Source organism: Escherichia albertii NBRC 107761 = DSM 17582, assembly GCF_000759775.1.
Lineage (GTDB): Bacteria > Pseudomonadota > Gammaproteobacteria > Enterobacterales > Enterobacteriaceae > Escherichia > Escherichia albertii.
This window is the reverse complement of the sequence record NZ_BBMY01000097.1, coordinates 1-20121: the sequence shown is the minus strand read 5'-3', so window position 1 is coordinate 20121 and position 20121 is coordinate 1. Positions and strand designations below refer to the sequence as shown.

Sequence of the window (20121 nt, the reverse complement as noted above, 5' to 3'; positions counted from 1 at the left end):
CACCCAGACCGCTTTCAACCTTGCCGTTGGTTATCACAATTAACCGTGGCTCGCGGGCAGTAAAGAGTAACAGAACACGTCCTTTTACATCACTCAATGAAGATGACGCATGTGCCAGCATCGCTTTACCATTTTGCCTGAGACTGGCTTCATTATTTATGTCGGGTAAAACCACAATAAACGGTGCAACTCCGGTTTGCTGACGGAAAAGCTCGGCTTTACGCGCGATCTCCTCAGCATCCGGTACAGTACCTGTAACATCCGTAAAAAGAGTCTTCATTATCGGAATTAGGGGTTTACTGGTTACCGTCAGAGGCAGAAGTATCAGTAAACTGAGCAGTATTATGATTTTTTTCATGGGCGGGGCTTCCGTTTCCTGCGTGACTTTTTGGCAGAGGGGACCCTGATTATCAGACCGATACCACTGAAAATAATGCCGGCTATGCCGACAAAGCCCCATTTAAAAAAATTAACCCAGGGATTGTTTATTTCGGCCTCTTCTGGATGTCCTGGCGGATAATAGACATTGACTCTGTCGCCTTCGCTCTCTTCATAAAAATCACTACCGATAGTTGAATTAAAAATCAGCGTGTAATCTGGCGTAGGGCGAAAGGCAACGACTGGATACCAGGAACCATTATCTCCGACCCTGTGTGAATGATCGTTGTGCCAGACGGCATCGACAATGATCCCTTCAGTATGAACGGCGCTTTTGGTAAAGGTAAAATGGTAATAAAAGATAACTGCAGAAATAAGGATCAGTATCAGGCCGATACCGAGGAAAGCGCGGGATAAAACTCTACTGTCCTGACTCATAAGCACATCCTTGCTAAATAAAAAAGTGGGCGGTAGTTCCTCCGCCCACTTGCTGAATTAACGTCCTGCTTTCAGCTTCTGATAATACTCTTCGTAAATGCTGCTGGCGGAACCAACATCGCTCTGCCATTCGCCATTTTTAATGGTTTCTGCATCAGGGTAGAGTGTTTTGTCGTTCGCCATTTCCGGGCTTAACAGCTTACGTGCGGCCAGGTTCGGCGTCGGATAACCAATGGTTTCCGCAACCTGTTTTGCCACATCCGGGCGCAGAAGGAAGTTAATCAGCTTCAGCGCGCCTTCTTTGTTTTTGGCATTTGCCGGAATTGCCAGGCTGTCCATCCAGAAAATACCGCCTTCTTTCGGCCAGATCACGTCAATTGGCGTGCCTGCCTGACGTGCGACGAAAGCAGAACCATTCCAGATCATACCGAGGTTAACTTCGCCTTCCATATACGGGTTCGCCGGGTTATCGGAGTTAAACGCCGCTACGTTTGGCATCAACTTTTTCAGCTCGTTATATGCGGCTTCAATCTCTTTCGGATCGGTAGTGTTACCGGAATAACCCAGTTTACGCAGCGCCATCTGGAACACTTCACGGGCATCATCGGTCAGCAGTAAGCTGCCTTTGTATTCAGGCTTCCACAGATCGGCCCAACTGGTAATCGATTTCGGATCAACCGCATCGCCGTTAACACCAATAGCAGTGGCACCCCAGATATATGGAATGGAGTAGTCATTGTTCGGGTCAAACGGCTTGTTGAGCATTTCTGGATCGAGGTTGCTGAAGTTGCTTAACTTCGACTTGTCGATCTTCTGGATCATCCCTTCTTTACGCATTTTATCCACGTAATAGGTCGAAGGAACAACTAAGTCGTAGGCACCATCTTTGTACGTTTTCAATTTGGCGTACATGGTTTCGTTCGACTCGTAAGTCGAATAGATAACCTTAATGCCGGTTTCTTTGGTGAACTGTTCCAGCAGGCCTGGCGGCACGTACTCGGTCCAGTTATAGAAGTACAATGTGTTGTTGTCATCAGCGTGAGCGGCGCTCATGCCCAGTGCCAGAGCACCCGCCGCGAGCAGGTGGCGTGACCATTTTTTCATTTAACGTCCCCTGTGTTACCTTTCGTTTTATCACGAGCAATAAGCTGGCTGGCAATGACCATCACCAGCGACAGTACCAGTAAAATGGTTGCCAGCGCGTTAACTTCCGGCGATACGCCGACTTTGACCATCGAATAAATTTTTAACGGCAGAATTTCATAGCTCGGTCCGGTGACGAACGACGATACCACCACATCATCCATCGACAGGGTAAAGCTTAATACCCAGCCTGCCGCTACCGCCGGCATTGCCAGCGGCAGAATGATTTTTCGTAGAATGGTCAGCTCGCTGGCGCCGAGATCTTTCGCCGCTTCCAGCATCCGCACATCAAATCCTTTCAGACGTGAATAAACGGTCACTACCACAAAGGGTAGACAAAAGGTAATGTGCGAAAACAGTAATGACCAGAAGCCAAGCTGGATCCCCAATAGCATAAACAGAACCAGCAGAGATATCGCCATCACAATATCTGGCGACATCATCACCACAAACAGCATTCCGCTAACGAACGGCTTACCACGAAAGCGATAACGGTACAGTGCAACCGCCGTCAGTGAGCCGATAAGCGTAGCAAACGTCGCCGAAAACACCGCCATCGTCAGTGAATGTTGCGCTGCCTGTAGCAGGCTATCGTTGTTCATCAGCAGGCTATACCATTTGGTGGTAAAACCCTGCCAGTTGATGCCAAAGCGCGAGCTGTTAAAGGAGTTCACAATCAAAATAATGATTGGAATATACAGGTACGCGTAGATGGCGGTCATAAAACCGCCGCGAAGCAGTCGACCGATCATTCGAGTTCCACCTTCTTATTCAGCAAACGAGACGCGCGCCAGTAAACCAGCAACATCAGGCCCATGATGATAGTCAGCGTAATGCTGGTGGCAGCGCCAAACGGCCAGTCACGAATATTGAGGAACTGCACCTTGATGACGTTGCCAATAAGCAGGTTTTTCGCGCCGCCCATCAGGTCGGAAACATAGAACAGCCCCATCGCCGGCAGCATTACCAGCAAACTGCCAGCAATAATTCCTGGCATGGTCAGCGGGATGATGATGCGGATAAAGGTCTGTAACTTGTTGGCGCCGAGATCGCGCGCCGCTTCCAGCAAAGGCTTATCCAGCTTTTCGATGCTGGAGTAGAGCGGCATCACCATAAATGGCAGCAAAATGTAAACCAGACCAATAATCACCGCGCTGGGGGTGAACATGATGCGTATCGGCGTGTCGATAACGCCCAGCCACAGCAGGAACTCATTGAGATAGCCTTTAGTGCTAAGAAAAATTTTCAGGCCATAAATACGAATCAATGAGTTGGTCCAGAACGGAACGATCAGCAAAAACAGCAGCAACGGGCGCACTTTGTGCGGCAGTTTCGCCAGAAACCAGGCAAATGGATAACCCAGTACCAGGCAGGCGAGGGTGGCGATCAGCGCCATATTCAGCGAGTGCAACAGCACTTCAAAATAGAGCGGATCGAGCAGACGTGCGTAGTTCTCCAGCGTAAAGACCATTTTGACGAAACTGACGTCGTCGCGGGTCAAAAAGCTGGTGCCAATGATCATCAGGTTGGGGAGAAAGACGAACAACACAAGCCAACCGACAATAGTGACAATCACTACATTCTGGAACTTACTTGTGTTCTTCATCAGCCAGTACGACCTCCCAGCTTTCTACCCAATTAATGGCCATTTTCTGGTCGAGAGAGTGGTCAAAGTCAGGATCGTCTTCATTGAAGAATTCGTTGACCATCACCATTTTGCCATTTTCCAGTTCAACAACCGACTCCAGCGTCATGCCTTTATAGTTACGTTCGCGAACGTAACCAATCAGTCCTTCGGCGTGGTTGTCGTCGTTAATCTCTTCAACACGCAAGTCTTCCGGGCGCAGCAGAACATGCAGTTTTTGCCCTGGTTCAACGGCAAAGTTAACGTAGATATTACACTCGCGGCCTTCGACGTTGGCCCGCACGCGTTGCTCGTCAAGACGCTCAATCACCGTAGCGTTGAACATATTGATTTCACCAATGAATCCGGCGACGAACAGGTTTTTCGGCTCTTCGTAGATTTCGCGTGGAGTGCCGTCTTGTTCAATACGACCATCGCGCATCACCACAATCCGGTCAGACATCGTGAGTGCTTCTTCCTGATCGTGAGTGACGAAAACAAAGGTAATGCCAAGCTTACGCTGTAACGCTTTCAGCTCGTTTTGCATCTGTTTGCGCAGTTTATAATCCAGCGCTGACAGCGACTCATCAAGCAGCAGCAGGCGAGGTTTGTTTACCACCGCGCGGGCAATTGCGACGCGTTGCTGTTGACCGCCTGAGAGTTGATGCGGTTTGCGTTGGGCAAAGCTTTCCAGTTGCACCATCCGCAGGGCTTCCATAACGCGAGGCGTAATTTCAGCTGCGGGGGTTTTTTGCATGCGCAGACCAAAAGCCACATTCTCGAAAACGGTCATGTGGGGGAATAGTGCATAGCTTTGGAAAACGGTATTCACATAGCGGTTTTCCGCCGGAACGTGGGTGATGTCTTCGTTATCCAGCATGATTTGCCCGGAATCAACAGTTTCCAGACCAGCGATCAGGCGAAGAACGGTTGTTTTACCGCAGCCAGAAGGGCCAAGCAGCGTGAGAAACTCGCCATTGTTGATGGTCAGATCCAGCTGGGGGATGACTTCTTTACCATCAAAGCATTTGCGAATTCCCGCCAATTGCACCAGCGGTGAAAGCGAAGTCGGTTGTTTGTTCAATTTTTTACTCTGTCCCATGTAAACGCAACGGATGGCTTACCGATGCGGGGTTTGTGGTTAACCACCTTGGTGACTCTTAATGAGGGCGGTAATTCTACGGCAAACCACTGGAATCGCCAATCCTTGTTGTGAATTACTGGCTTAGCTTTATATTCATTAAGGTAACGTTGATGAATATTCCTGCTTGCAGGGGTAAAAGTGACCTGACGCAATATTTGTCTTTTCTCGCTTCTTAATAATGTTGTCACAAAAAGTGAGGGTGACTACATGGATAAACTACTTGAACGTTTTTTGAACTACGTGTCTCTGGATACCCAATCAAAAGCGGGTGTGAGACAAGTTCCCAGCACGGAAGGCCAGTGGAAGTTATTACATTTGTTGAAAGCTCAGCTTGAAGAGATGGGGCTTATCAATGTGACTTTAAGTGAGAAAGGGACGTTGATGGCGACGTTGCCGGCGAACGTTGCAGGCGATATCCCGGCGATTGGCTTTATTTCTCATGTGGATACCTCACCCGATTGTAGTGGTAAAAATGTCAATCCGCAGATTGTTGAAAACTATCGCGGCGGTGATATTGCGCTGGGGATTGGCGACGAAGTCTTGTCTCCGGTGATGTTCCCTGTCCTGCATCAATTGTTGGGGCAGACGCTGATCACCACCGATGGCAAAACGCTGTTGGGCGCGGATGACAAAGCCGGTATTGCTGAAATTATGACGGCGCTGGCGGTATTGCAGCAGAAAAATATTTCGCATGGTGATATTCGTGTTGCCTTTACGCCAGATGAAGAAGTGGGTAAAGGGGCGAAACATTTTGATGTTGAAGCCTTTGATGCGCGCTGGGCTTACACCGTTGATGGCGGTGGCGTAGGTGAACTGGAATTTGAAAACTTCAACACCGCGTCGGTGAATATCAAAATTGTCGGCAATAATGTTCACCCGGGTACTGCGAAAGGCGTGATGGTTAACGCGCTGTCGCTGGCTGCTCGCATTCATGCGGAAGTCCCGGCGGATGAAAGCCCGGAAACGACAGAAGGTTATGAAGGCTTCTATCACCTGACAAGCATGAAGGGTACTGTTGAGCGCGCCGATATGCACTACATCATTCGTGATTTCGACCGTAAACAGTTTGAAGCGCGTAAACGTAAGATGATGGAAATTGCCAGGAAAGTGGGCAAAGGGTTACACCCGGATTGCTACATTGAACTGGTGATTGAAGACAGTTACTACAACATGCGCGAGAAAGTCGTTGAGCATCCGCATATTCTTGATATCGCCCAGCAGGCGATGCGCGATTGTGATATTGAACCTGATCTGAAACCGATCCGCGGCGGTACTGACGGTGCACAGTTATCGTTTATGGGATTACCGTGTCCGAACCTGTTCACCGGTGGTTACAACTACCATGGTAAACATGAGTTTGTCACGCTGGAAGGAATGGAAAAAGCAGTGCAGGTGATTGTGCGTATTGCCGAGTTAACAGCGCAACGGAAATTGTGATTGCCTGATGCATATGTGGACGGCTAATTACCGGGATGAAATCCGTTATATTGATGCTGGTCCACATACTTATCGTGCCTACAGGCGTTTGCGCGTGTAGGCACGATAAGTCACAAACTCAAATTTACCCTTCGAAGAACCAATATCCGCTATTGACCAGCGCCGCAAGCATCGCAAGGAATGACGGGTCTTCCAGCGCATCGCCAAAATTATCGGCGGTCAGCGCAATATTGCTGGCGAGTGCATTCAGCGCCGGACGATGCGGGGAATCTATCTTCTCGCCATTGGCATACACATCGTCGCCAATGCGCAATACGCGCAGCCCCCCCAGACGCATCAACACATCACCTTGTTTCAACGCATCGTAAATTTCATCTGGCTGATACGGCGGTTCCGGCGGAGCGATATCCAGTTCATGACGCGATTGCGAGATAAACTCGCCAAACCACTGTTTAAAGTGTTCCGGCTGGTTGATTAACTCAAGCATCATCTCACGCAGTTTATCCATCTCCTGCGGCAAAACGTCCGCCGGGTGGGCGCGAGGAGGGACATCAGGATCGCTGTAGTAATTACCGCCCAGTTCATGCTGCAGCACGTAATCGGCAAATCCGCTAATCAGTTCCCGCGTATTGGGCGCGCGAAAACCAACGGAATAGTTCATCGCATTTTCCAGCGCGTAACCTTCGTGCGGGAATCCCGGCGGAATATAGAGAATATCGCCAGGCTCCAGCTCTTCATCGATAATCGCTTCGAACGGCTCGACCTGTAACAGATCCAGGTGTGGGCAGTGCTGCTTCATTTGCCGTTTTTCACCCACCCGCCAGCGACGGCGACCGGTGCCCTGAATAATAAACACATCGTACTGATCGAGATGTGGACCAACGCCGCCGCCAGGCACGGAAAACGAGATCATCAGGTCGTCAATGCGCCAGTCCGGCAGTTCACGAAACGGACGCATCAGAGCGGCAGTCGGCTCATGCCAGTGATCAACGGCCTGGACCAGCAATGACCAGTTGGTTTCACCGAGATGATCGTAGCTTTCGAATGGCCCGTGGCTGACTTGCCATTTTCCATTCTGATGGCTGACCAGCCGACTATCGACTTCGTTTTCCATCGCCAGACCTGCCAGCTCGTCAGGAGAGAGCGGGTCAATAAAATTATTAAAGCCGCGTTTCAACACCACCGGACGTTTCTGCCAGTGGCGTTCAAGAAAATCGGGCCAGTTAAGAGTAAGTTGGTATTCCATGTTAAGCATCCGCAGGCTGGTATCTGAGTCCGATTATAACGGATGGTTAACGTAATGCGCGCAGAAAGGGCATATTTATTCATCCTTTGGCGCAGAATGCTGGCGGCCAAAAATAACCTCCATGCGTGCGCCGCCGAGCATACTCTCTCCGGCGATAATTTTTCCGTCATATTGTTCGGTGATTTCGCGGGCGACAGCCAGACCAACGCCTTGCCCAGGACGTAACGTATCAATACGTTGACCGCGATCGAATATTACCTCACGTTTGCTTAATGGGATCCCCGGCCCATCATCTTCAACCATAATATAAAGATGATCGTCAGTTTGTCTGGCTGAAATTTCGACAAATTCGAGGCAATATTTACAAGCATTATCCAGCACGTTGCCCATCACCTCGACAAAATCATTCTGCTCACCAACAAAGCTGATTTCTGGTGAGATATCGAGGGAAATATTGACCCCTTTGCGCTGATAAACTTTGTTTAGCGCTGACGTGAGATTGTCGAGCAGTGGGGCGACAGGGTGCAATTCGCGGCTAAGCAACGTGCCCCCGCGCATGTTGGCTCGATGCAGGTAGTAGCCGATTTGTTGCGAGATGCGGCTGATTTGCTCCAGCATTACCGGCTCGGCTTCGTTGACGTTCATCTTCTCACTACGCAGTGAACGCAGTGTACTTTGCAGCACCGCCAGAGGCGTTTTCAGGCTGTGAGTCAGGTCGGTGAGCGTGGTGCGATACTTGTCGTAACGTTCACGTTCACTCTTCAGTAGCCGGTTCAGGTTGCGCACCAGACTGGTCAGCTCTCGGGTAGTCGTGGGGTTAAGCTGTTCGCGATGATGTTCTTCCAGTTCGCGAACTTCCCTTGCCAGCGCTTCAATGGGACGTAAACTCCACCAGGCTGCGACCCACAGCAAAGGAATTACTAACAATAGATTGGCCGAGAGCACATAAATAAACCAGCTCCAGACCATATATGAACTTTTAAGCTCAATGGGTATAGTATCAACCACCACAATGGTTAACTTCGGCATCTGCGACGTTGGCGGGTAGACATTCACCGCCACCGAGTGGGTCATCTCAGCATCGTCGTCATCTTCCCGTACTTCCTGTAACTGCCGTTGTATCGAATGATCCTCGCTAAGCAGGATACTGGTAGCGTTAACATCCGCCTCTATTTCATGAAAACCATTAGATTTTAGCCAGTCAGGCTGAATCATCTTCAACAGCCAGGGAACGTCGCGTTGTGCCCATAAAAGTTGCCCGTTCTCATTATAAATCAGCGTTATTGTGGGGCTTTGCTTATCGATATTTTCTGGCAATTCGACATGCAACTTATTGTTTTCCCATTTCGCCAGCGTATAGAACAGATTGCTCTCGCCGCGTAACAGACGAAACGTTGTCTTATCGAAACTGACGCTATAGCCAATCAGTGCGACTACTCCGTAAGCAAGCGAAAGCACTAATACGACAGCCGCCGTAGCCAATAAAAAACGCACCCGCAGTGAGAGCGGAAAAATAAGACGCAGTAATTTTTTCATCAGCGTAATTCGAAAAGATAACCCTGGCCGCGAACGGTGGTAATGACTTCGTGCGGATATTGCGCCTGAATTTTTTTGCGCAGTCGGCCCATTAATACATCAATGGTGTGACTTTCCCGCAGTTCAGCATCCGGGTAGAGCTGCAACATAAGGGAATCTTTACTGACGACTTTGCCGTTATTACGGATCAGCGTTTCCATAATGGTATATTCAAACGCCGTTAGTTTAATCACTTCCTCATTGATCGATAATTCACGGCGAGAGAGATCAACCTGAAACGGCGGCAGTGAAATAACCTGTGAAGCCAGACCGCTATTGCGGCGCATCAACGCCTGCATCCGCGCCATGACCTCTTCAATATGAAACGGTTTGGTTACGTAATCATCGGCCCCGGCGCTTAATACTTCAACTTTGTCCTGCCAACTTTCCCGGGCGGTTAATACCAGAATAGGTAGCGAAACATCATTACTGCGCCAGCGGCGGATTAAGGACAGACCATCTTCGTCGGGTAGCCCAAGATCGACGATTGCGATATCCGGTAAATGTTCATTGAGATAATAATCCGCCTCTTTGGCATCTTCCGCGTCATCGACCTGATGACCCGCGTCCTGAATCTGGACTTTAAGGTGATGACGTAACAAAGCATTGTCTTCGACAACCAGTACGCGCATTTTTATTTCTCCCTGTCTTAATTATAAAAATAGTGTAACGCGATTATGTATTTATGGGGCTAAACATTAAATAAACCAGCGGGGCAGGGAGGTAAAGAGAAAAAAGAAAAGCGGATTATCTTAATAAATGTGCCGGACAGCATTGCCATCCGGCACAGGAGTGAGGTTTACTTCAGCTCATCAACCATCGTGATGGCGCGGCCAATATAGTTGGCGGGAGTCATTGCTTTCAGACGCGCTTTCTCTTCTTCCGGCAACGCCAGGCCGTCAATAAATTGCTTCATGCCTTCGGCATCAACGCGTTTACCGCGAGTCAGCTCTTTCAACTTCTCGTACGGTTTCTCGATACCGTAGCGACGCATTACCGTCTGGATCGGTTCTGCCAACACTTCCCAGTTGTGATCCAGTTCATCCAGCAGATGATCACGGTTCACTTCCAGTTTGCTCACACCTTTCAGGGTGGACTGGTAAGCAATCAGCGCATAACCGATACCCACGCCGAGGTTACGCAGCACGGTAGAGTCGGTCAGGTCACGCTGCCAGCGGGAAACCGGCAGTTTGCTTGCCAGGTGCTGCAATACCGCGTTGGAAAGCCCCAGGTTACCTTCGGAGTTTTCGAAGTCGATCGGGTTAACTTTATGCGGCATGGTGGAAGAACCAATCTCACCAGCAATGGTTTTCTGTTTGAAGTGGTTAAGGGCGATATAACCCCAGACGTCACGATCAAAGTCGATCAGAATGGTGTTGAAGCGCGCAACGCAATCAAACAGTTCGGCAATATAGTCGTGTGGTTCGATCTGGGTGGTGTACGGGTTCCACTGAATACCCAGCGAGGTGACGAACTCTTCGCTGAACTGATGCCAGTCAACTTCCGGGTAAGCGGCGATGTGGGCGTTATAGTTACCGACCGCGCCGTTGATTTTGCCGAGGATCTCCACCTGATTAAGCTGGCGGTACTGACGTTCCATGCGGTAGGCGACGTTTGCCATCTCTTTACCGATGGTTGACGGCGTGGCTGGCTGACCGTGGGTGCGAGATAACAGTGGAATATCGCGATACTGAACGGCGAGATCTTTAATACCGTCAATCAGTTGACGCCAGTACGGCAGAATAACTTCATCACGGGCGGTTTTCAGCATCAACGCGTGGGAGAGGTTGTTGATATCTTCCGAAGTGCAGGCAAAGTGAATGAATTCAGAAACTGCATGCAGTTCCGGGATCGCCGCCACTTTTTCTTTCAGGAAATACTCAACCGCTTTGACGTCGTGGTTAGTGGTACGCTCGATGGTTTTGATTCGCGTCGCATCTTCTTCACTGAACCTGGCGACGATTGCACCAAGGTAACCGATTGCGTCGGCAGAAAAAGCAGGAACTTCCTTGATCGCTGCGTGCGCGGCCAGCTTTTGCAGCCAACGTACTTCAACTTGTACACGGAATTTCAGCAAACCATATTCGCTGAAAATCCCGCGCAGCGCGCTGACTTTATCGCCGTAGCGTCCATCGACAGGGGAAACGGCGGTCAGTGAGGATAATTCCATAGATCACAACTCCGGGGTTAAATGAGCAAGAATTTGTTTTGCCTGAGTGGTCAGGCGATTACGAGAAAACATCAGTTGCAGACGTCCACCGCCAACCTGGTGCCAGAGCACGGCAGCACGAATGCCAGCCAACAGAGTAGCGCGAACTTTTGCCTGCACCTGCGGGCTTTGCAGCACGGCAGGGGAACCAGTGACCTGAATGCGCGGGCCAAGCGGGCTGATAACATCAACATAAATAGCAGCCATCGCACTCATCAGCGTTTCGGACTGTAAATCGAAATGTTCAAGCTGACGTTGCAGGCCGTTAATCCGGTTACCCAGGGTATCAAGCGCGCCTTTGGCAGACGAGAGCTTACGCTCAAGCACCATCAGACTCAGGGTGTAGCGGGTTAACTCTGCGTTTAGGCCCTGACGACTGCTGGCATTGAGCACGCCAAGCAATGTTTCCAGCCCGACGCGCAGGTTGGCTTCGCTGCCGCCAAAAACCCCCAGCGTGGAGCTGGGGTTCATATCAATAATACTGTTAAGTGAGACGTGTAGCACATCGGCATCACAATGCCCCTGGTGAGCGAGTTGTTGCACCAGGCGCGCTGACTGACAAATACCGGCCAGAGCGAGGGTGATGTCATAGTAATTCTTTGCCACGTTCACTGCTTCCTTGTTGTAATTAAATGAAATAATCAGACCGGCAGCGGCAGACGCTGCTCAATGATGCCGCCGCCGAGGCACACTTCGCCGTTGTAGAAGACGGCAGACTGTCCCGGGGTAACGGCGGCAACCGGCTCATCGAAAATTACTTCAATGCGATCATCGTCCAGCGCCTTGACGGTGCACGGAATGTCGGTCTGGCGATAGCGAGTTTTCACAGTACAACGCATTGTGCCGGTAAACGGTTCACGATCGACCCAGTGCAATTGCTGGGCAATCAGCCCGACGGACATCAGACGCGGATGCTCATGGCCCTGTGCGACAATCAGAATATTGTTCTCGACGTCTTTATCAACCACGTACCATGGCTCTTCGGTGCCGTCTTTGGTGCCGCCGATGCCCAGGCCTTTACGCTGACCGAGGGTGTGATACATCAGCCCCTGGTGCTCGCCAATCTCATCGCCATCAACGGTAATGATTTTACCTGGTTGCGCCGGGAGATAACGGCCCAGGAACTCGCGGAATTTACGCTCGCCGATAAAGCAGATACCGGTAGAGTCTTTTTTCTTCGCGGTAACCAGACCAAGATCTTCAGCAATCTTACGCACCTGCGGTTTTTCCAGTTCGCCGACCGGGAACAGACTTTGCGCAATCTGCTCATGGCTGAGTGTATAAAGGAAATAGCTCTGGTCTTTGTTGCTGTCCAGACCACGCAACAGGCGGCTCTTGCCGTTGACATCCGCACGACGAACGTAATGACCGGTAGCGATATAATCGGCACCTAAATCTTCGGCGGCAAATTCAAGGAAAGCTTTAAACTTGATCTCTTTGTTGCACAGAATATCCGGGTTTGGCGTGCGACCCGCTTTATATTCGGCGAGAAACAGTTCAAAGACGTTGTCCCAGTACTCGGCAGCAAAGTTGACGGTGTGCAGTTCAATGCCGAGTTTGTCGCAGACAGCCTGGGCATCAGCCAGATCCGCTGCCGCCGTGCAATATTCCTCACCGTCGTCTTCTTCCCAGTTCTTCATAAACAGGCCTTCGACCTGATATCCCTGTTGTTGCAACAGCCAGGCAGAAACGGAGGAATCGACACCGCCGGACATACCGACGATCACTTTTTTTGCGGTTTCAGACATTGGATTACTCACGACATTGAACTTCAAGGCGGCGTATTCTATCACGCAGCCCCTTAGATGGCACCCTTTGTAAAAGGCCAGTTAAACTCGCCAATCATCTCCAGCGGGTAGCGTTGCCCGCTTTGATAACAACGAATACTTTCCGCCACTAACGGCGAGCGCAGATTGGGCGCCTGTAAAATTTCTTCGGCGCTGACCCAACGGCAGCAATCGATATCACTATCATGTGGTTGTGTCGGGCATATTTGCTCAAGTTCAATGGCAAACAGGAAACGCAAAAACGGTGTTTTATCCGGTGCAATCCACTGATGCATACGAATAAAGTGCTGTGGTTGCGCGCTGATGCCAGTTTCTTCCCACAACTCACGGGCAGCGGCTTCCACTAAGGTTTCATCCGCTTCCAGATGCCCGGCGGGTTGGTTCCATAACGCTTTACCATTAATCGTTTCTTCAACAACTAAAAATTTGCCCTCAGCGTGTACCACGCAGGCTACGGTAACGTGCGGTTTAAACATTGTGCATCCTTATTCTGTTGCTTCTCGCCATTCGCCGTTTGCGAGATTATCCAGGGTGTAATTGCCCATGGCATAGCGAATCAGTCGCAGTGTAGGGAAACCGACATGGGCGGTCATGCGGCGCACCTGGCGATTACGTCCTTCATATAAGGTGATCTTAAGCCACGAGGTAGGAATACTTTTGCGTTCACGAATTGGCGGATTACGCGGCCATAACCACTCTGGTTCGGTAACTAATTCCACGCCAGCGGGCAGAGTTGGGCCATCATTTAAGGTTACGCCATTGCGCAAGGCTTCCAGTGCGTCTTGTGTGGGAATTCCTTCCACTTGTACATAATAGATTTTCCCGGTGCGCTTGCCCGGCTGGGTTAAACGTGCCTGCAATGCGCCATTATTAGTGAGCACCAGTAACCCCTCGCTATCCCGGTCTAGTCGGCCCGCTGCATAAACGCCCTGAACCGGGATGAATTCTTTTAATGTTTTGCGTCCGGCTTCATCGGTGAACTGCGGAAGAACATCGTAGGGTTTATTGAACAGGATCACACGCGTCGGTTGGTTTTCAGGCTTGCGTCTGGAAGAGCGCTGCGAGCTGAATCGCTTAACCTGGTGATTTCTAAAAGAAGTTTTTTGCATGGTATTTTCAGAGATTATGAATTGCCGCATTATAGCCTAATAACGCGCATCTTTCATGACGGCAAACAATAGGGTAGTATTGACAAGCTAATTACAAATCATTAACAAAAATTGCTCTAACGCATCCGTATAGCAGGGCGCAAACGCATATGCAACGTGGTGGCAGACGAGCAAACCAGTAGCGCTCGAAGGAGAGGTGAATGGAAAGTAAAGTAGTTGTTCCGGCACAAGGCAAGAAGATCACCCTGCAAAACGGCAAACTCAACGTTCCTGAAAATCCGATTATCCCTTACATTGAAGGTGATGGAATCGGTGTAGATGTAACTCCGGCCATGCTGAAAGTGGTCGATGCTGCCGTCGAGAAAGCCTATAAAGGTGAGCGTAAAATCTCCTGGATGGAAATTTACACCGGTGAAAAATCCACACAGGTTTATGGTCAGGACGTCTGGCTGCCTGCTGAAACCCTTGATCTGATTCGTGAATATCGCGTTGCTATCAAAGGCCCGCTGACCACTCCGGTTGGCGGCGGTATTCGTTCTCTTAACGTTGCCCTGCGCCAGGAGCTGGATCTTTACATCTGCCTGCGTCCGGTACGTTACTACCAGGGCACCCCAAGCCCGGTTAAACACCCTGAACTGACCGATATGGTTATCTTCCGTGAAAACTCGGAAGACATTTATGCGGGTATCGAATGGAAAGCTGACTCTGCCGACGCTGAGAAAGTGATCAAATTCCTGCGTGAAGAGATGGGCGTGAAGAAAATTCGTTTCCCGGAACATTGCGGTATCGGCATTAAACCGTGTTCTGAAGAAGGCACCAAACGTTTGGTTCGTGCAGCGATCGAATACGCAATTGCTAATGATCGTGACTCTGTGACCCTGGTGCACAAAGGCAACATCATGAAATTCACCGAAGGTGCGTTTAAAGACTGGGGCTACCAGTTAGCGCGTGAAGAGTTTGGCGGTGAATTGATCGACGGCGGCCCGTGGCTGAAAGTCAAAAACCCGAACACCGGCAAAGAGATCGTCATTAAAGACGTGATCGCTGATGCGTTCCTGCAACAGATCCTGCTGCGTCCGGCTGAATATGATGTTATCGCCTGTATGAACCTGAACGGTGACTACATTTCTGACGCCCTGGCAGCGCAGGTTGGTGGTATTGGTATCGCCCCTGGCGCAAACATCGGTGACGAATGCGCCCTGTTTGAAGCTACCCATGGTACTGCACCGAAATATGCAGGTCAGGACAAAGTAAACCCAGGCTCTATTATTCTCTCCGCTGAGATGATGCTGCGCCATATGGGCTGGACTGAAGCCGCAGACCTGATTGTTAAAGGTATGGAAGGCGCAATCAACGCCAAGACCGTAACCTATGACTTCGAACGTCTGATGGAAGGCGCTAAACTGCTGAAATGTTCAGAATTTGGTGATGCGATCATCGAAAATATGTAATTACCACATGTGTTAAATATTATAACGGGCGTATAACACGCCCGTTGTTTTATGATGATGTAAAATCTTCCCCAAAACTGGCTATTTTCTATGCTGTTTTGATATCTACGATAACCCGGTATTTACCACGATCATCATTGTATCGGTCGGTCATTTTTCTGGATTTACGACCTAACAACTTTTGCGTATCCAGGCCCTGTTCCCGATATAACCGTTCTGACAGAGAGCGCTGCTCATGAAATGTGGGCGCAGTTCCTGGCTCCCATTTTATGCCACATTTTTCCCTGGCCTTTTTAAAAGCCGTTGTTAGAGTATTTGCAGAAACCTGGTCTCCTCTGTTTGCCTGAGAGGTAGTGTGACGGTAATGGGCCAGATATTTACTAACAACAGCATCTCTGCACTGAGATATAACTTCACGAAGGGTAATATTCAGAGCATCGCATTTCAGGTTAAGCGGAATAGCAAGTTTTGAACCGGTTTTTTCCTGAGTAATGTGCAACATGTCGTCCCAGATATCAGAGAATTTCAAATTGCAGATATCGCCTAAACGTTGCCCAGTAACAAGAGCAAGTAGCATCCTGCATTTATCTTGAACGGCAGTTCGCCGTGACAGAGCTAAATCAAGTGTGATGCGGTATCCAGGCTTAGTGCATACAGAAGATTGCCGGTAAAGGATATGCCAGGCAAAACGATGAGGGCTGATATTTATGAACACATATGATTTTTTTACTGTTCTTGCATGCGGTATCGGGGGCTCTGACCGGGCATTTTATCGTGAATATTTTCACCTGGTATCTCTTTGGTTTTAGAGATTATTTCACTCGATGGGTTTTAAATAGTTTTCGTCGGTTTATCGGGCGCAAGCCTGATATGAGAATTTGGAAAGATGATAAGCGCTGACTGTGGTTATGGCATTAGTAGCCCATTTTTCTCACGATATCGCTCGATCTCTGCCTGAATCACTGCGACTGCGCACATCGCGGTCGTATTGAGTCTGTCTGAGATTCTCAATCATGAATCTATCGTTTTCCATCAAGTTGAGCATACGAAAGTATCGAAATACGTAAACCTCCGGGCCGCTGACCGTCCCGCCTTTAGCTTTCGATACGGTCTGGTGAGATTCCCATTCCTTCAATGCAAGGGGAAGAGCCATTTCTCTGATTTTTGCCCGAGTTTCTGCAGCCCGATGCTCTACTTCAATTTTTCGTTCTGATTTGCGCTGCCAGGCACCATTAATCAGCGAAGCCAGGCCTGCGACACATGCACTCAACACAACACTACTTGTAATTGTTGCAAAATCCATGTCGAACCTTCTTTGATTATTTTATTTATATAAATCATAAGGATAACTTAAGACGGGTTCGGCACCAATAGGTGTGGATGCGCACGTTATCAAAAGAATTTATCCCTAAGGAGGAAGAGTGAGTACAGAAATTTTTAACGACAAGGCATCCATGACCAGTGTTGAGATTGTGGAACTGGTTAGTAGTCAGCACTCAGACGTGAAATGTAGCATCGATCACCGCACACACTTTGTTGACGCTGGGTATGCAAAAGAGTGCGCACAGGAAGGTATGGCGAGAACGCTGGTTATCTGGCTGAAAGAGGAGGTAATCAAGGTGTGGATACTTACAACATCACACTACCCTGGCCGTCGATCAATAATCGCTACTATCGCATAATTGCGGGCGCACGCACATCAGTGCAAAAGGGCAGGCATACCGCGATAACGTTGCCCGAATCATCAAAGACTCAATGCTGGATATCGGGTTTGGTTACTCCTGTGAAAATCTGCATCGAGTGCCACATGCCGGATCGTCGTCGCCGTGACCTGGATAATCTGCAAAAAGCCGCTTTTGATGTACTCACCAAAGCAGGTTTCTGGCTGGATGATGCTCAGGTCGTTGATTACCGTGTTGTGAATATGCCTGTTACCAAAGATGGGAAGCTGGAACTGACCATCACCGAACTGGGGAATGAATGATGTTTGAGTCTTATATGGCAGAACTTCTTTTGGAGTTACAGTGAAAATGTTCGCTGGGAGCATCAGGTTGCCATAACGCAGTGGACATGGAGCGAGTTTAAGGCTCTGTCAGGCTCACGAAAAATTGCAGGTAAGACACTGGATCGACTGAAGAAGTTAATCTGGCTGGCGGCACAGGGTGTGAAGAACGAACTGGCGGACGTAAGACCTATAATACCAGGAGCTGGTATCTCTGATGGGAGTGACATCAAAAACAGGTCTGAGACATTCACTGAATGCAGGGTTGTAATGAAGCACGTTTTATATTGTAAAACTGGATTGAAAGCCATGTATTTTGTGCAAATTTGATATGTTGTAAGAAATGTATAAACCCGCCGCCGAGTGGTTTTTTTTATGCTCTGAATTGTACTTGTGCAGTAAACATGCTGACTACAATGTAATAGAGTTTTTTTAGCCTGTAGCCTCTTGACGGCATTGAATTGCTTTTGTTATGAATTGTAAGTCAATGTTATCATCTTGTTTTGGGGTGGTTATGAAGGATGGTGCGCTGCTCAGGAGTTCTTCACTTTTTATTGCCTACATGGGATGCCTTGGGTGGGGGAGTGCTTATTTCTATGGCTGGGGCACTTCTTTTTACTACGGCTTTCCATGGTGGATTGTAGGTGCTGGTGTTGATGATGTTGCCAGAAGTTTATTTTTTGCAGTTATTGTCATAGCTATATTTCTTATCGGCTGGGGTGTTGGCGTTGTATTTTTTTTCGCAGTGAAAAGAAAACACTCTATGCAGGAGCTAAATGTATTTCGCCTTTATTTTGCTGTGGAATTATTGTTTGTACCGGCTATTATTGAGTTTTCTATATTGAGACAGAAGATTCAGGTACCTCTTTTGCTACTGTCAGCTGCTATTGCACTGGGTGTTACAATTGCGATAAGATTTTACGGGCGATTTTTATCGGTATCATGCTTTTATGATAAGCCATTTATAAAAAAACATTTTTTTGAGATTGTGATGGTCTCTTTTGTGGCATACTTTTGGCTTTTTTCATTTCTGACAGGATATTACAAACCACAGTTTAAGAAAGAATATGAAATGATTAATTATAATGATGGTTGGTATTATGTCCTTGCCCGTTATGATAATTGTCTGGTTTTGTCTACTTCTTTTAATGCAGGAAATAAGAGATTTGTCATTTATCAATCTGCACAAGATAAGAATCTTCAGGTTGATATTGTAAGGACCAGGATTTAATTATCTGCATAAATAATGATATTTTTAGCTGTGGGGTTGTTTTCGCAGGAATATAACATTAGGCATGCAGAATGCATTTGCTGAACATTGTTTTATAAACTGTGTTTGCTCGCTGTTGTGATCCTGCTTTTGGTGGTGGTGATGATGGATTTCACCAGCAGGATAATATCAGGGCTGGAGGCTGGAGGCTGGAGGCTGGAGGCTGGAGGCTGGAATGTGGGATTGTGACATTGCGGTGGCCTGTGTTGAAAAGACACAGTCTGAATAATGCTTGATTTTTTTGTTTGCTGTTTATTAGAAATATTGCCGCGTGGCGAATTCTCTTGTGCGGAGAGGTAATCAGCAAGCAGGAATATTGGATAATCGTGGATTTAGGAGCTGATACTGAATTCACTGGGAGGCACCATGCATACATCTCAATTGTTATTCCAGTTATCATTTTCCTTGTGAGTTTTGGCTGCGCATGGCGCGGCCTTTTTTTACGGCCTGCCACTGGCAGAGGTTCATCCTGTGATTTTCTTCTGTTCCTGTTCCGGCCTTTTTCTACTCTATTCCTGTACATGGGAGAAATTCGATGCCGATTAATCGTTACGATATTGTGCGGGTAGAGCCATCGAGCATCCAAACGCAGACAGTAAATGTATGGCACTGGCTGCTTTAGGAAAGGGGGCCATCACATCACTACAATAAGCAATGGCATGCGAGTCTGGTCGCAACCTGGAAGATATAACGGTGTTGAACTGTGTTGATATACCAATTGCACAGGATATTGAGTGACCGATAATGTCTTAGTTATAACTTGTAAATACCAACTTGACGGGATGTTGAAGGTGTTGAAAGGATGAAATAAGTCGCCAGATTCACAAAAACTGGAGTTCACCTCCGATTTTTATTGTCATGCCAGGGGAATGTTTGTTATATATCTCTACGTTTAAAGTTTCTATTAAAATAGGAAGTTTTGTCATGCCATTTATTTCAGGTATCCAATCAAATTTATTTTCTCATGGAATGGAGACTCTTTGCGCACAGAGGATGGAAAGAGAATATGGAGAAATTATAGTAGGCGGAAAGACGGTTGGTATATAATGAAGCAGATGGGCGATTTCTAGCGAGTGGGGGTAATGGAAGGTTGATTCCTACATTATTGCTTATTGGATTTAATTGTGGCTCTGAAGTGCTTAGGGATAAAATATTAAGTAGGTTTCAGACACTTGTAAAACACAAGAGCAGCAGGGGAATGAAAAAAATAGTACAATGTGATTTTTCGGTTAACCAAGAGAATCTTCAGTACCCACCTGAGGCAGGTCGATGTTCGACTATATTAGATAAACTATAAGAAGGGACAGG

Annotated in this window: 18 protein-coding genes and 5 pseudogenes; 7 read left to right on the top strand and 16 right to left on the bottom strand. The window is 48.3% G+C overall.

The features are described 5' to 3' along the window. The 6 genes and pseudogenes from EA14781_RS16075 to potA form a co-directional block, all read right to left on the bottom strand. Nucleotides 1-358 (bottom strand): annotated as a pseudogene (locus EA14781_RS16075) (TPM domain-containing protein); the annotation flags it as partial. Continuing rightward, the gene (locus EA14781_RS16070) at nt 355-816 is read right to left on the bottom strand and encodes a DUF3592 domain-containing protein (protein WP_002461997.1); all 462 of its coding nucleotides are present in this window, start codon (nt 814-816) and stop codon (nt 355-357) included. The pseudogene EA14781_RS16075 and the gene EA14781_RS16070, both read right to left, overlap by 4 nt. A 57-nt stretch (nt 817-873) precedes the next feature. Further along, entirely contained in the window at nt 874-1920 is a 1047-nt protein-coding gene (gene potD, locus EA14781_RS16065; protein ID WP_000759312.1) for a spermidine/putrescine ABC transporter substrate-binding protein PotD, read from the bottom strand. Next, complete coding sequence (gene potC / locus EA14781_RS16060; protein WP_000580318.1) at nt 1917-2711, bottom strand: spermidine/putrescine ABC transporter permease PotC; 795 nt, start codon at nt 2709-2711, stop codon at nt 1917-1919. Before potC ends, potD begins: the two co-directional genes overlap by 4 nt. Next, nucleotides 2708-3565, bottom strand: coding sequence for a spermidine/putrescine ABC transporter permease PotB (potB, locus tag EA14781_RS16055; protein ID WP_000799422.1), 858 nt, complete (start codon nt 3563-3565; stop codon nt 2708-2710). The genes potC and potB overlap by 4 nt, the downstream gene beginning before the upstream one ends. Beyond that, nucleotides 3549-4685, bottom strand: a complete 1137-nt coding sequence (gene potA, locus EA14781_RS16050) for a spermidine/putrescine ABC transporter ATP-binding protein PotA (RefSeq protein WP_000531605.1) — start codon at nt 4683-4685, stop codon at nt 3549-3551. The genes potB and potA overlap by 17 nt, the downstream gene beginning before the upstream one ends. 249 nt (nt 4686-4934) lie before the next feature. Between potA and pepT the strand changes: the two genes are divergently transcribed. Continuing rightward, complete coding sequence (pepT, locus tag EA14781_RS16040; RefSeq protein WP_000359428.1) at nt 4935-6164, top strand: peptidase T; 1230 nt, start codon at nt 4935-4937, stop codon at nt 6162-6164. A 124-nt stretch (nt 6165-6288) separates the two neighbouring features. Here pepT and roxA read toward each other — a convergent pair whose 3' ends face one another. The 8 genes from roxA to rluE all read right to left on the bottom strand — a co-directional run bounded on the left by roxA (nt 6289) and on the right by rluE (nt 14120). Then, nucleotides 6289-7410: a [50S ribosomal protein L16]-arginine 3-hydroxylase gene (roxA, locus tag EA14781_RS16035; protein WP_002462004.1), complete on the bottom strand. Its 1122-nt coding sequence runs from the start codon at nt 7408-7410 to the stop codon at nt 6289-6291. A gap of 75 nt (nt 7411-7485) precedes the next feature. Beyond that, nucleotides 7486-8946 carry a two-component system sensor histidine kinase PhoQ gene (phoQ, locus tag EA14781_RS16030; protein WP_000735428.1) on the bottom strand — a complete coding sequence of 487 codons (1461 nt, stop codon included), beginning with the start codon at nt 8944-8946 and terminating at the stop codon, nt 7486-7488. Then, entirely contained in the window at nt 8946-9617 is a 672-nt protein-coding gene (phoP, locus tag EA14781_RS16025; protein ID WP_001265484.1) for a two-component system response regulator PhoP, read from the bottom strand. Before phoP ends, phoQ begins: the two co-directional genes overlap by 1 nt. Before the next feature lie 167 nt (nt 9618-9784). After that, the gene (gene purB, locus EA14781_RS16020) at nt 9785-11155 is read right to left on the bottom strand and encodes an adenylosuccinate lyase (protein WP_000423770.1); all 1371 of its coding nucleotides are present in this window, start codon (nt 11153-11155) and stop codon (nt 9785-9787) included. A 3-nt stretch (nt 11156-11158) separates the two neighbouring features. Further along, the gene (gene hflD / locus EA14781_RS16015) at nt 11159-11800 is read right to left on the bottom strand and encodes a high frequency lysogenization protein HflD (protein WP_002462007.1); all 642 of its coding nucleotides are present in this window, start codon (nt 11798-11800) and stop codon (nt 11159-11161) included. Nucleotides 11801-11835: 35 nt separating this feature from the next. Continuing rightward, nucleotides 11836-12942, bottom strand: coding sequence for a tRNA 2-thiouridine(34) synthase MnmA (gene mnmA / locus EA14781_RS16010; protein WP_001516209.1), 1107 nt, complete (start codon nt 12940-12942; stop codon nt 11836-11838). 53 nt (nt 12943-12995) lie between these two features. After that, a complete protein-coding gene (nudJ, locus tag EA14781_RS16005; protein ID WP_000476091.1) occupies nt 12996-13457 on the bottom strand; it encodes a phosphatase NudJ in 462 nt (153 codons plus the stop codon). Nucleotides 13458-13466: 9 nt separating this feature from the next. After that, on the bottom strand, nt 13467-14120 hold the full coding sequence (gene rluE / locus EA14781_RS16000) for a 23S rRNA pseudouridine(2457) synthase RluE (RefSeq protein WP_001248667.1): 654 nt from the start codon (nt 14118-14120) through the stop codon (nt 13467-13469). A 170-nt stretch (nt 14121-14290) separates the two neighbouring features. Between rluE and icd the strand changes: the two genes are divergently transcribed. Next, entirely contained in the window at nt 14291-15541 is a 1251-nt protein-coding gene (icd, locus tag EA14781_RS15995) for an NADP-dependent isocitrate dehydrogenase (RefSeq protein WP_000444485.1), read from the top strand. Between the two features lie 88 nt (nt 15542-15629). On the opposite strand, the gene EA14781_RS15990 is transcribed toward icd, so the two are convergent. Together EA14781_RS15990 and EA14781_RS25285 are read right to left on the bottom strand one after the other, a co-directional pair. Continuing rightward, the gene (locus tag EA14781_RS15990) at nt 15630-16172 is read right to left on the bottom strand and encodes a tyrosine-type recombinase/integrase (RefSeq protein WP_372587076.1); all 543 of its coding nucleotides are present in this window, start codon (nt 16170-16172) and stop codon (nt 15630-15632) included. A gap of 300 nt (nt 16173-16472) precedes the next feature. After that, nucleotides 16473-16844, bottom strand: coding sequence for a hypothetical protein (locus EA14781_RS25285; RefSeq protein ID WP_000344864.1), 372 nt, complete (start codon nt 16842-16844; stop codon nt 16473-16475). A gap of 211 nt (nt 16845-17055) precedes the next feature. Here EA14781_RS25285 and EA14781_RS24950 point away from each other — a divergent pair. From EA14781_RS24950 to EA14781_RS25780, 5 genes and pseudogenes are all read left to right on the top strand, one after another. Continuing rightward, nucleotides 17056-17160 (top strand): annotated as a pseudogene (locus EA14781_RS24950) (DUF1364 domain-containing protein); the annotation flags it as partial. Nucleotides 17161-17162: 2 nt separating this feature from the next. Then, a pseudogene (gene rusA / locus EA14781_RS15975) lies at nt 17163-17525 on the top strand (crossover junction endodeoxyribonuclease RusA). Nucleotides 17526-17555: 30 nt separating this feature from the next. After that, a pseudogene (locus tag EA14781_RS24370) lies at nt 17556-17825 on the top strand (bacteriophage antitermination protein Q); the annotation flags it as partial. A 232-nt stretch (nt 17826-18057) separates the two neighbouring features. After that, entirely contained in the window at nt 18058-18774 is a 717-nt protein-coding gene (locus EA14781_RS15965) for an STM1630 family protein (RefSeq protein ID WP_024164781.1), read from the top strand. Nucleotides 18775-18861: 87 nt separating this feature from the next. Then, nucleotides 18862-19049, top strand: a pseudogene (locus tag EA14781_RS25780) (DUF3927 family protein). The last annotated feature ends 1072 nt before the right edge of the window (nt 19050-20121 follow it).